Raw genomic sequence first — 12,724 nt, forward strand, 5'->3', positions numbered from 1 at the left:
GAGTGGCAAAGGATTTTGAGCAGTAGCCTCAAATCCCTTCGCCGGCGTTATCCGGATCAGGTTCGACGGGTATTTTCTCAGCACACGCATTGCGCAGCACCCCGTTGAGCACGGCCTCATTGTAGTGATTATGTCAGCAATCCGAAAGCATACTTTATGGGTCCGGCGGCGCAAACCAGGCCGATTTAAAATCAAACCAGCCGAGGGTGTTCATCCGCAGGCCGCGCATGCTGCGCTGCCCCTGGATCATCAGCCAGTGGTGGATCAGCGGCACGATCGCCTTGCCCGCCAGCAGCTGCTGACACCAGGCGGCTAAATTCATCTCGCCCGCTCGCCACTGGGTGGCATCCGCCTGCCAGTCACGGGGAATGCATTTCTGCAATAGCGGCACTTCATAGAGATGGGTAAAGAGAGAGAAATCCAGCGGCAGAGTAAAGTTGGCGCTGTTGAGCCAGATATCGCTCACCGCGTCGCCCCTGTGCCACTCATCGTAGTCGACCTCCTGAATGTTCAGGGTGACCTGATGCGCCGCCAGCAGGGCGCTCATGGTCTGGGCCAGCACCCGGTGCTCAATATGATCCCGGTAGTAGGTCAACGTCAGCGACTCCAGTCCGGCAGGCTTTTCGCTGCCACCCGGACGGGTATGGTGCCAGCGCGGCAGCAGGCCGTAGGCCGGGAACCAGTAGCGCTGGTGATGCTCCTCGGCGTGATACAGCAGGCTCGCCGGGGAGAGGATCTGGCTCACCCACTCCCGCACCTGCTGGCTGGCCCCGCGATGGGTGCGAGCATCAAACAGCAGGTAGTAGCACCCCTCCTCGAGGCGGCTCTCTACCGCTTTCTCCTCCCCGCCAGGCCCCTCCAGCGTCAGGCCCGCGCTGAGATCGTCATTGACGTCGGGCAGCACCCAGACGTTCACCTCGTCGATCAACGCCCGGAAACCGAAGTAATCATCAAAGGCGTGGATCTTCAGCTGGTTGCTGTTGTTAAGCGTGACCGCATACGGCCCAGTGCCCACCGGCAGGCTGGCAAAGTTCTCCATCGTCGGCCACTCCTGGGGCAGGATCATCGACTGCACGTGGCCCAGCAGCCACGGTAGCCAGCTGTCAGGCTGGGAGAGGTGAATATCCAGCGTCCAGGGCGTCGGGGAGACGATCTCTGTGATGTGCGAGTAGAGCGGCAGGGCGTTAACCCGCTGCAGGGAGGTGATGACGTCGCTCATCTCCAGCTCGCGGCCGTGGTGAAAATGAATGCCGGGGCGCAGATAAAAACGCCAATGCAGGGGAGAGAGGCACTTCCAGTGGTGAGCGATATCCGGCTCCAGTTCCCCATTTTCCTCATTTATCCGCGTCAGTGCGCTAAAGATCTGGCGGGCAATGTGGGTTTCCGAGCGGCGCAGCGCCGTGCCGGGCAGCAGGTTGCGCAGCGGCCGATAGTAGAGCACGCGCAGAATATGCCGACCCTGACGAAAGCTTCTGCCAAGGTGCGAAACCAGCATCTGCCGGACGGCGCTTTTATCACCCACCAACTGCACCAGCTGATCGATGCGATCCTGATCCAGCAGATCCTCCGCCCGCTGCTGCTGGAGGGCGAGGCCGGTATAGAGAAAAGAGAGGCGCGAGCGTTTGCCGCGGCCGGCCTCCGCCTCCCACGTCAGCCAGCCGCGCTGCTGCATGGCATTGAGCAGGGTACGCATATGGCGGCGGGAACAGCTTAGCTGCTCCGCCAGCTCGCTGAGCGTTGTCTCCCGGGATGCGCCGTTACAGCACTGCCACAGGCGGATAAACTGTTGTTGCAGACGACCAGAGGACATAAAAGGGGAACTCCCGGCGAAAACTCAGCAATTTATTTTTCCCTATATTAAGCCAATAATCCTTACAGATGAAAGCGGTGCCCAACTGCTTTCATCTGTGTGACTGAGTATTGGTGCTTATCGCCACGCCAGCAGCTATGATTCTGCTGGCTTTTTTATTTTCTCACACCCTAAAAGGATGCTTATGCTCTGGCTGATGACAATGGGAAGGCGGCTAAACGGGGTCTACGCCGCGTTTATGATCGTTGCATTTATGATGGGCATTGCCGGGGCGTTGCAGGCACCCACGCTCAGCCTCTTTCTTAGCCGCGAGGTTGGCGCCGAGCCGTTCTGGGTCGGGCTGTTCTACACCGTCAACGCTATCGCCGGGATCCTTGTCAGCCTGTGGCTGGCGAAACGATCCGACAGCCAGGGCGATCGCCGCAGGCTGATCATGTTCTGCTGTGTGATGGCGGTGGGCAATGCGCTGCTGTTCGCCTTTAACCGTCACTACCTGACGCTGATCACCTGCGGTGTGCTGCTCGCCTCGCTGGCCAATACCGCCATGCCGCAGCTCTTTGCCCTCGCCCGGGAGTATGCCGACAGCTCGGCCCGCGAGGTGGTGATGTTCAGCTCCGTAATGCGCGCCCAGCTCTCGCTGGCGTGGGTGATCGGCCCGCCGCTGGCCTTTATGCTGGCGCTAAACTACGGCTTTACCGCCATGTTCTCTATCGCCGCCGGGATCTTTATCATCAGCTTCGCGCTGATTGCGCTGATCCTGCCCTCGGTGGCGCGAGTAGAGCAGCCTGCGGACGTGGCGGTGACGCAGATTAGCGGCTGGCGCGATGGCAACGTGCGCAAGCTGTTTATCGCCTCCACGCTGATGTGGACCTGCAATACCATGTACATCATTGATATGCCGCTGTGGATCAGTGGAGATCTCGGCCTGCCCGACCGGCTGGCGGGGATCCTGATGGGCACTGCCGCCGGGCTGGAGATCCCGGCAATGATCCTTGCTGGCTACTACGTCAAACGCATCGGCAAGCGGCGGATGATGACTCTGGCGGTCGCGGCGGGGGTGCTGTTCTATATTGGCCTGCTCTTCTTCCATAGCGAACAGGCGCTGCTGCTCTTACAGCTCTTTAACGCGGTGTTTATCGGGATAGTTGCCGGGATCGGCATGCTCTGGTTTCAGGATCTGATGCCTGGACGGGCGGGATCGGCTACCACGCTGTTTACCAACAGTATCTCTACCGGGGTGATTCTGGCGGGGGTGATTCAGGGGGCGCTGGCGCAAAGCTATGGCCACGGGGCGGTCTACTGGGTTATTGCGGGGATTTCACTGCTGACGCTGGGGCTGACAGTGCGGGTGAGGGATGTGTAATTGACAACAAAACGCCCGGTGGCGCTACGCTTATCCGGCCTACGAAATGGCAGGCCGGATAATAAACTAAACGACTTATTTATACAGCTCAGCCGTCATATGCACGTTGTTGTTGACGTTAGCTTCGGTGATTTTATAGGAAGAAGCACCGGCCTGCTGTGCCTGAGCGGCAATTTTCGCTTCGGCATCATCAATGGTGGTCCCGCTGGCAGTAACGCTCTGGGCAAACGCACCAAATGAGAGGGTAGAGAGGGCAACGGCGGCAACAAGAGTTTTAATCGATTTCATGATGGTATTCCTTAAGCTTGATTTTTGTCTGGGGTCGTTAATTAGTTAACGATCGATAGATAAATGATAGGCGCGATCGGCTATGCACGTCAACACTATTTTATAATGACCATTAACTAATTTAATAATGCTAAGGAATTCAAGGCATAAAAAAACGGCGAGGATCGCTCCCCGCCGCTTATGGTCGGTAAAACCGCGAGCAAATTAGTTCATAAAAGCAGGCTGACGTTGTTCATAGGCGGAAATCGCCTCTTCGTGTTGCAGCGTCAGGCCGATACTGTCCAGACCGTTTAACATGCAGTGACGACGGAACGCGTCGATATTGAAGCTGTAGGATTTCTCCCCGGCGATGACCTTCTGCGCCTCCAGATCCACTACAAAAGTGATGCCGGGATTGCTCTGCACCAGGTTAAACAGCTCATCCACCTCGCTATCGCTCAGCGTGACCGGCAGCAGCTGGTTGTTAAAGCTGTTGCCGTAGAAGATATCGGCAAAGCTCGGGGCGATCACCACCTTAAAGCCGTAGTCGGTCAGGGCCCAGGGCGCATGCTCACGCGACGATCCGCAGCCAAAGTTCTCCCGCGCCAGCAGGATTGAGGCACCTTTATACTGCGGAAAGTTCAGCACGAACTCCGGATTGGGCTGCTCGCCCTTGTCGTCCAGAAAACGCCAGTCGTTAAACAGATGTGCCCCGAAGCCGGTACGCGTGACCTTCTGTAAAAACTGCTTCGGAATGATTGCATCGGTATCAACGTTGGCGGCGTCCAGAGGGACCACCAGGCCGGTATGCTGGGTAAATTTCTCTGCCATGGTGGTCTCCTTATTTAATAGTGCGGATATCAGCGAAGTGGCCGGTAACGGCGGCGGCAGCAGCCATGGCCGGGCTGACCAGGTGGGTACGTCCCCCGCGTCCCTGGCGACCCTCAAAGTTACGGTTGCTGGTAGAGGCGCAGCGCTCACCTGGGTTCAGGCGATCGTTGTTCATTGCCAGGCACATGGAGCAGCCTGGCAGACGCCACTCAAAGCCCGCCTCGATAAAGATCTTATCCAGACCTTCCGCTTCTGCCTGCGCCTTCACCGGGCCAGAGCCGGGTACCACCAGCGCCTGAACGCCTGGCGCAACCTTACGCCCTTTAGCCACTTCTGCCGCCGCGCGCAGATCTTCAATGCGCGAGTTGGTACAGGAGCCGATAAACACCTTGTCGATGTTCACCTCGGTCAGCGGAATGCCCGGCTTCAGGCCCATATAGGCCAGCGCCTTCTCCGCGCTGGCGCGCTCAACCGGATCGGCAAACGACGCCGGATCGGGAATGTTTTCACCTACGGCGATCACCTGGCCTGGGTTAGTTCCCCAGGTGATCTGCGGGGCGATCTCTGCCGCCTGCAATGTGACGACGGTATCAAAGGTCGCGCCTTCGTCAGACTTCAGCGTCTTCCAGTAAGCCACTGCGTCATCGAAATCTTTGCCTTTCGGCGCGTGCAGACGGCCTTTGACGTAGTTAAAGGTGGTTTCGTCAGGGGCGACGATACCGGCTTTCGCGCCCATCTCAATGGCCATGTTGCACAGGGTCATCCGACCCTCCATGCTCAGGGCCTGAATGGCTTCGCCGCAAAACTCGACGACGTGGCCGGTACCGCCCGCGCTGCCGGTTTTACCAATGATCGCCAGTACGATATCTTTTGCGGTGATGCCCGGTGCAGCGTGGCCCTGCACCTCAATTTTCATGGTCTTGGCACGGCCCTGCTTCAGGGTCTGGGTTGCCAGCACATGCTCTACTTCTGAGGTGCCGATGCCGAACGCCAATGCGCCAAATGCGCCGTGGGTGGCGGTGTGGGAGTCGCCGCAGACGATGGTCATTCCCGGCAGGGTGATGCCCTGCTCCGGCCCCATCACGTGGACGATGCCCTGATAGGGGTGATTCAGATCGTACAGCTCTACGCCAAACTCGTTGCAGTTCTTAATCAGCTCCTGCATCTGAATGCGCGCCATCTCGCCCGAGGCGTTGATATCTTTCGTCTGGGTAGAGACGTTATGATCCATGGTGGCGAAGGTCTTACCCGGCTGACGTACCGGGCGATGGTGCGCGCGCAGGCCATCAAACGCCTGCGGGGAGGTCACCTCATGCACCAGGTGACGATCGATATAGAGCAGCGGGGTTTCGTTTGGCGCTTCATAGACCACGTGGGCATCAAACAACTTTTCATACAAACTCTTGGCCATGATTACACCCCTTCCGCTACGTAGCGGGCAATAATGTCGCCCATCTCATCAGTACTGACCGCCGCGCCGCCGCGGGCCAGGTCACCGGTGCGCACACCCTCTTCCAGCGCGCGGTTAATGGCGGCTTCAATCGCGTCCGCCGCATCGTTGGCATTCAGGCTGTAGCGCAGCAGCAGGGCCAGGGAGAGGATCTGGGCAATCGGGTTAGCAATATTTTTCCCGGCGATGTCCGGCGCAGAGCCGCCTGCCGGCTCATACAGGCCAAAGCCCTGCTCGTTGAGGCTGGCCGAGGGCAGCATGCCCATTGAGCCGGTGATCATCGCGCACTCGTCGGAGAGGATGTCGCCAAACAGGTTAGAACAGAGCAGAACGTCAAACTGGGACGGATCCTTAATCAGCTGCATGGTGGCGTTGTCGATGTACATATGGGCCAGCTCAACGTCCGGGTACTCTTTAGCGATCTCGTTAACGATCTCGCGCCACAGCAGGGAGGTTTGCAGCACGTTAGCCTTATCAATAGAGGTCACTTTATTCCGACGCTTGCGCGCGGACTCAAAGGCGATGCGGGCGATGCGCTCGATCTCGAAGCGGTGATAGATCTCGGTATCAAACGCTTTTTCATGCGGGCCGCTGCCTTCGCGGCCCTTTGGCTGGCCAAAGTAGATGCCGCCGGTCAGCTCGCGCACGCAGAGAATATCAAAGCCGTTAGCGGCGATGTCCGCCCGCAGCGGGCAGAAGGCTTCCAGCCCCTGATACAGCTTCGCCGGACGCAGGTTGCTGAACAGCTTAAAGTGCTTACGCAGCGGCAGCAGCGCGCCGCGCTCTGGCTGCTGGGCCGGAGGCAGGTGTTCCCACTTCGGGCCACCGACCGAGCCGAACAGAATGGCGTCGGCCTGCTCGCAGCCGGCAACGGTGGCCTGCGGCAGCGGGTTACCGTGGCGGTCAATGGCAATTCCGCCCACGTCGTAGTGGCTGGTGGAGATGCGCAGGGAGAAACGCTGACGAATTGCTTCCAGTACCTTCAGGGCTTGCGCCATCACTTCCGGGCCAATACCGTCGCCCGGCAAAACTGCAATATGATAATTTTTAGACATCACACGGTTTCCTGGTTGTTTTCTTTTATTGCTTTACGCTGCAGCTCTTTTTCAACTTCGTTGGCGCGCCAGATGTTATTCAGCACGTGCACCATCGCTTTGGCGGAGGACTCAACGATGTCGGTCGCCAGGCCCACGCCGTGGAAACGACGGCCGTTATAGTTCGCCACAATATCCACCTGGCCGAGGGCATCTTTGCCGTGGCCTTTGGCGCTCAGCTGGTACTTCACCAGCTCGATATCGTAGTCGGTGATGCGGTTAATCGCCTGGTAGACAGCATCCACCGGGCCGTTACCGTTGGCGGCTTCGGCTTTCACCTCCTCACCGCAGACCAGCTTCACCGAGGCGGTGGCCATCGCGTTGGAGCCGGACTGCACGCTGAAGTAGTCCAGGCGGAAGTGCTCTGGCTCCTCCTGCTGCTTGTTGATGAAGGCCAGCGCCTCCAGATCGTAATCAAACACCTGACCCTTCTTATCCGCCAGCTTCAGGAAGGCGTCATACAGGTTATCCAGGCTGTAGTCGCTCTCTTTGTAGCCCATCTCATCCATACGGTGTTTTACCGCCGCACGGCCGGAGCGGGAGGTCAGGTTCAGCTGCACCTGGTTCCGGCCAATAGACTCTGGGGTCATGATTTCGTAGTTTTCACGGTTCTTCAGCACGCCATCCTGATGAATACCGGAGGAGTGGGCAAACGCGCCGGTGCCAACAATCGCCTTGTTCGCCGGTACAGGCATGTTACAGATCTGGCTGACTATCTGGCTGGTGCGCCAGATCTCCTGGTGATTGATGCGGGTTTGCAGGTTCATGATGTCCTTGCGTACCTTAATCGCCATGATCACCTCTTCCAGTGAGCAGTTACCGGCGCGCTCGCCGATACCGTTCATCGCACCTTCAACCTGGCGTGCCCCGGCATGGACTGCCGCGATGGCGTTGCCAACGGCGAGGCCTAAATCGTCGTGGGTATGGACAGAGATGATGGCTTGATCGATGTTAGGCACGCGCTCATACAGGCCAGTAATGATATTGGCGAACTCGAAGGGCATGGTGTAGCCAACGGTATCCGGAATATTGATGGTTTTCGCTCCGGCGTTAATCGCCGCCTCAACCACCCGCGCCAGATCGGCAATCGGGGTACGGCCCGCATCCTCACAGGAGAACTCGACGTCGTCGGTATAGTTACGTGCGCGCTTCACCATATAGATCGAACGCTCGATCACCTCGTCCAAAGTGCTGCGCAGCTTGGTAGCGATGTGCATCGGCGAGGTAGCAATAAAGGTATGGATACGAAAAGCCTCGGCGACCTTCAGCGACTCTGCCGCCACGTCGATATCTTTCTCAACGCAGCGCGCCAGAGCACAGACGCGGCTATTTTTCACCTGGCGGGCGATGGTCTGTACGGACTCAAAGTCGCCTGGGGAAGAGACCGGAAAGCCTACCTCCATCACGTCTACGCCCATACGCTCAAGCGCCAGTGCAATCTGCAGTTTCTCTTTTACACTCAGGCTTGCCTGTAACGCCTGTTCACCGTCGCGTAAGGTGGTGTCGAAAATGGTAACGTGCTGCTGGCTCATGGTTTAGGTCCTTGTCTGTCGGAAGTCGCCTTGTGCTACGAGCATAAAAAAACCCGCGCATTGGCGCGGGTTCTCTGTTTTAACCGTAAGCTGACTTAACTCTGTTTGTCGCCCACCAGTCCACCGCGCAATGAGGATGCGTTTAGTAGTAGTAGACCGGCGATACGAACGTTGCGAATCATGCGTCAGGCTCCAGATGAAATCGATATGCTTTTAGTGGTACTGGATATGCTAAGTGATGTCAACAGTAGAGGCGGAAAAAAGGGTGCCGGTGGGATCGGGGTGGTTAGTTTATTGTGCTATTTAGGACACCTCAGGCAAAACATTTTCATTATGCGCGCTGCATTTTTGCGTAGGGCTGTGGCGGAATATATTTTACTTACAAATATATATACATTGTCATAAATGAAAATGGCGGCTTACTCGCTTGATTTAGCAGGTTTTAATGTTTTTATAATCTCTTTTTTATATGTTTGATTACAAAAATGGAACAATCAATATTCATTTTACCAATATTTAATTAATTGATTTTAGAAAATCTGAATTTCATTTTAAGTATATATCGCTTTGATTATTCATGATGATTATGTTTTTATTGCGCGCATACTGTTCAGGTTATGCGTTGGATAATAAAAGAACGTAGCGTCGAGCGTGTTCCTCTCGTCAGGTTATCCAAAATTACTCTGTATTTTTTCTAAATTTGTAACATACTGCTTTTGCCTATTTATATGTTCTGCATACCATATTTATAGCCCGGCGATTCGCTTGCCAGCAAAAGGAGTTTAGCATGACAGTGGAGTCACAAATGTCAGAAGCCAAAGATGAATACCTCTCAATACCCTATGATATGAAATCAAAGCTCCGTCAGGTCGATCTGAATTTATTAACCGTTTTCGATGCGGTTATGCAGGAGCAAAACATCACCCGAGCCGCGCGCAATCTCGGCATGTCGCAGCCGGCGGTCAGCAACGCGGTAGCCCGGTTGAAAGTGCTGTTTAATGACGATCTCTTCTCCCGTTATGGCCGTGGGATCAAGCCTACGGCACGAGCCTATCAGCTTTTTGGCTCGGTTCACCAGGCATTACAGCTTATTCAAAATGAGCTTCCCGGCTCTGGCTTTGATCCACTTAAAAGTGAGCGTATTTTCCATATTTGTATCTGTAGCCCATTGGATACCTGGCTGACGTCAACTATCTATAATCGTGTTGAAAAGGAAGCGCCTAACATTCATTTGGTCTTTAGCTCAGCGTTGGATAAAAATATTGAGCATCAGCTGCGCTATCAGGAAACTGGGTTTGTTATTGGTTATGAGGAGTTTAAGCGTCCGGAGTTCTCCTGCCTGCCGCTTTTTAATGATGAAATGGTGCTGGTCGCCAGTAAAAAACATCCGCGTATTTATAATCCCTTTACCGAGTCTGATATATATAATGAGGAGCATGCGGTCGTCTCTCTCGAACGTTATGCCTCTTTTAGCCAGCCGTGGTATGACACGCCAGATAAACAGAGCCGTATCGCCTACCAGGGAATGGCGCTGGTTAGCGTGCTTAACGTTGTTTCGCAAACTCAGCTGGTCTGTATTGCCCCGCGCTGGTTAAGCGAAAAATTTGCCGACAGTCTGGCGCTACATATTATGCCGCTGCCGTTAAAACGTAATAGCCGCACCTGTTTCCTGTCATGGCACGAGGCAGCCGGGCGCGATAAAGGCCATCAGTGGATGGAAGAGCTATTAATCGACGTCTGCCGTCGCGTATAAGCTATCGATCAAAACCGGATAGCTGCTATCCGGTTTATGCTGCAAACAGGCTCGTCTGCGCTATTTTTGACTAATGTAATATTTATCTATCCTTTGCCGACAGGTGAAAAATGGATGAATGGCTGTACGTGGCCCATTTCAAACGATGAAGCATCATCAGCTCTCCTTATCGCAGTTAAATCCACTAATAACTTTTTATTCACCTCCAGCTTCCTCTTTTTACCTGCTGCAACGCTAATCGTTTGCTAATTGCCTGCCCCGTAATCAGCAGTTAAGGTAACTGACATTAAACAAAAGCCTGGAGGCAAGTCATGGAGATGTTGTCTGGAGCCGAGATGGTCGTCCGATCGCTCATCGATCAGGGGGTAAAGCAGGTCTTTGGTTACCCTGGAGGGGCCGTCCTTGATATCTACGACGCCCTGCACACGGTCGGCGGTATTGAGCATGTGCTGGTGCGGCACGAGCAGGCGGCGGTCCATATGGCGGACGGGCTGGCGCGCGCCACCGGCGAAGTGGGCGTGGTGCTGGTCACCTCCGGGCCTGGCGCAACCAACGCGATTACCGGTATTGCCACCGCCTATATGGACTCTATTCCACTGGTGGTGCTCTCCGGGCAGGTTGCCACCTCGCTGATTGGCTACGACGCTTTTCAGGAGTGCGATATGGTGGGGATCTCCCGCCCGGTGGTGAAACACAGCTTCCTGGTCAAGCAGGCGGAAGATATCCCCGGCATTTTGAAAAAAGCCTTCTGGCTGGCCTCCACTGGCCGTCCTGGTCCGGTAGTAGTCGATCTGCCGAAAGACATCATGAGCCCCGCCAATAAGCTACCCTACGTCTGGCCAGAGTCGGTGAGCATGCGCTCCTATAACCCCACCACCCAGGGGCATAAGGGACAGATCAAACGAGCATTACAGACGCTGATCGCCGCGAAGAAGCCGGTAGTCTACGTTGGCGGCGGGGCGATCAACGCCGCCTGCGATAAGCAGCTGCGCGAGCTGGCCGAGAAGCTGAACCTGCCGGTCGTCTCCTCATTAATGGGTTTAGGTGCGTTCCCGGCCACTCACCGACAGGCGCTGGGGATGCTAGGGATGCATGGCACCTACGAAGCCAACATGACGATGCACCACTCCGACGTGATCTTTGCTGTCGGCGTACGCTTCGACGATCGCACCACCAACAATTTAATGAAGTACTGCCCGAACGCGACGGTGCTGCACATCGATATCGACCCGACCTCGATCTCGAAAACGGTGGCGGCGGACGTTCCCATTGTGGGTGACGCCCGGCTGGTGTTGGAGCAGATGCTGGAGCTGCTGGCTCAGGAGGAGAGCGTTCAGCCCCTCGACGACATTCGCGACTGGTGGCTGACGATTGATACCTGGCGCGCCCGCCAGTGTCTGAAGTACGACACCCAGAGCGAAAGCATCAAGCCGCAGGCGGTGATTGAAGCCATCTGGCGTCTGACCGATGGCGATGCCTATGTGACCTCTGACGTTGGCCAGCACCAGATGTTTGCCGCCCTCTATTATCCTTTCGATAAACCTCGACGCTGGATCAACTCCGGCGGCCTCGGCACGATGGGCTTCGGCCTGCCCGCCGCGCTGGGGGTGAAGATGGCTCTGCCGGAAGAGACGGTGGTCTGCGTGACCGGCGACGGCAGTATCCAGATGAACATTCAGGAGCTGTCGACGGCGCTGCAGTATGAGCTGCCGGTGCTGGTGCTGAATCTTAACAACCGCTATCTCGGGATGGTGAAGCAGTGGCAGGATATGATCTACTCCGGCCGCCACTCGCAGTCCTATATGCAATCCCTCCCGGACTTTGCCCGCCTGGCCGAAGCCTACGGCCACGTGGGTATCCAAATTACCCGTCCCGATGAGCTGGAAGCGAAGCTGAGCGAGGCCCTGACGCAGGTGAAAAATGGCCGTCTGGTGTTTGTCGACGTGACCGTTGACGGCAGTGAGCACGTCTATCCCATGCAGATCCGTGGGGGCGGTATGGATGAGATGTGGTTAAGCAAAACGGAGAGAACCTGATTATGCGCCGGATATTATCTGTGTTACTGGAGAACGAATCGGGTGCGCTGTCGCGCGTGATTGGCCTCTTCTCCCAGCGTGGCTACAACATCGAGAGCCTGACCGTGGCGCCAACCGACGATCCGACCCTCTCCCGCATGACGATTCAGACGGTGGGGGATGCCAAAGTGCTGGAGCAGATCGAGAAGCAGCTGCATAAGCTGGTGGACGTGCTGCGCGTCAGCGAGCTGGGGCAGGGGGCACACGTCGAGCGCGAGATCATGCTGGTGAAGATCCAGGCCAGCGGCTATGGTCGGGAGGAGGTGAAGCGTAACGCGGAGATCTTCCGTGGGCAGATCATTGACGTAACTCCCTCGATCTACACGGTTCAGCTTGCCGGCACCAGCGATAAGCTGGATGCGTTTCTGGCCTCTATCCGCGACGTGGCGAAAATCGTTGAGGTTGCCCGCTCTGGGGTGGTGGGGCTGTCGCGCGGCGATAAAATCATGCGTTAGGTTGAAGGCAAAAGCAAAATGAGCAGCCCGGCGGATCCTGTCGGGCTTTTTTTTGCGAAAACAGACGGAAGGCTGAGCGAAAGCGGTTGCCGCA

General features: G+C 56.2%; 11 protein-coding genes and 1 riboswitch. Of the genes, 4 read left to right on the forward strand and 7 right to left on the reverse strand.

Features of this window, described 5'->3' with window-relative positions:
• Positions 1-15 precede the first annotated feature (15 nt).
• Positions 16-114: riboswitch (TPP riboswitch) on the reverse strand.
• A 40-nt stretch (positions 115-154) separates the two neighbouring features.
• Positions 155-1,810, reverse strand: a complete 1,656-nt coding sequence (gene sgrR / locus RTP97_RS11115; protein WP_312413558.1) for an HTH-type transcriptional regulator SgrR — start codon at positions 1,808-1,810, stop codon at positions 155-157.
• Positions 1,811-1,994: 184 nt separating this feature from the next.
• On the opposite strand from sgrR, the gene RTP97_RS11120 reads away from it, so the two are divergent.
• Positions 1,995-3,173: a sugar efflux transporter gene (locus RTP97_RS11120; protein WP_312413560.1), complete on the forward strand. Its 1,179-nt coding sequence runs from the start codon at positions 1,995-1,997 to the stop codon at positions 3,171-3,173.
• Between the two features lie 75 nt (positions 3,174-3,248).
• Here RTP97_RS11120 and RTP97_RS11125 read toward each other — a convergent pair whose 3' ends face one another.
• The 6 genes from RTP97_RS11125 to leuL form a co-directional block, all read right to left on the reverse strand.
• Entirely contained in the window at positions 3,249-3,461 is a 213-nt protein-coding gene (locus RTP97_RS11125) for a YdgH/BhsA/McbA-like domain containing protein (protein ID WP_312212140.1), read from the reverse strand.
• A 204-nt stretch (positions 3,462-3,665) separates the two neighbouring features.
• Entirely contained in the window at positions 3,666-4,271 is a 606-nt protein-coding gene (gene leuD / locus RTP97_RS11130; protein WP_312413563.1) for a 3-isopropylmalate dehydratase small subunit, read from the reverse strand.
• A 10-nt stretch (positions 4,272-4,281) separates the two neighbouring features.
• Positions 4,282-5,682 carry a 3-isopropylmalate dehydratase large subunit gene (gene leuC, locus RTP97_RS11135; protein ID WP_312413564.1) on the reverse strand — a complete coding sequence of 467 codons (1,401 nt, stop codon included), beginning with the start codon at positions 5,680-5,682 and terminating at the stop codon, positions 4,282-4,284.
• Positions 5,683-5,684: 2 nt separating this feature from the next.
• A complete protein-coding gene (gene leuB / locus RTP97_RS11140) occupies positions 5,685-6,776 on the reverse strand; it encodes a 3-isopropylmalate dehydrogenase (protein ID WP_312413565.1) in 1,092 nt (363 codons plus the stop codon).
• Complete coding sequence (leuA, locus tag RTP97_RS11145) at positions 6,776-8,347, reverse strand: 2-isopropylmalate synthase (protein ID WP_312413567.1); 1,572 nt, start codon at positions 8,345-8,347, stop codon at positions 6,776-6,778. Before leuA ends, leuB begins: the two co-directional genes overlap by 1 nt.
• A 95-nt stretch (positions 8,348-8,442) precedes the next feature.
• Positions 8,443-8,529, reverse strand: a complete 87-nt coding sequence (leuL, locus tag RTP97_RS21430; RefSeq protein ID WP_103820724.1) for a leu operon leader peptide — start codon at positions 8,527-8,529, stop codon at positions 8,443-8,445.
• Positions 8,530-9,134: 605 nt separating this feature from the next.
• Here leuL and leuO point away from each other — a divergent pair.
• From leuO to ilvN, 3 genes are all read left to right on the forward strand, one after another.
• Complete coding sequence (gene leuO, locus RTP97_RS11150) at positions 9,135-10,100, forward strand: transcriptional regulator LeuO (RefSeq protein WP_409455937.1); 966 nt, start codon at positions 9,135-9,137, stop codon at positions 10,098-10,100.
• Positions 10,101-10,411: 311 nt separating this feature from the next.
• On the forward strand, positions 10,412-12,136 hold the full coding sequence (ilvI, locus tag RTP97_RS11155) for an acetolactate synthase 3 large subunit (protein WP_312212146.1): 1,725 nt from the start codon (positions 10,412-10,414) through the stop codon (positions 12,134-12,136).
• A 2-nt stretch (positions 12,137-12,138) separates the two neighbouring features.
• The gene (gene ilvN / locus RTP97_RS11160) at positions 12,139-12,630 is read left to right on the forward strand and encodes an acetolactate synthase small subunit (RefSeq protein WP_103820721.1); all 492 of its coding nucleotides are present in this window, start codon (positions 12,139-12,141) and stop codon (positions 12,628-12,630) included.
• Positions 12,631-12,724: the final 94 nt, after the last annotated feature.

The organism is Pseudescherichia sp., assembly GCF_031998825.1.
Classification (GTDB): domain Bacteria; phylum Pseudomonadota; class Gammaproteobacteria; order Enterobacterales; family Enterobacteriaceae; genus Pseudescherichia.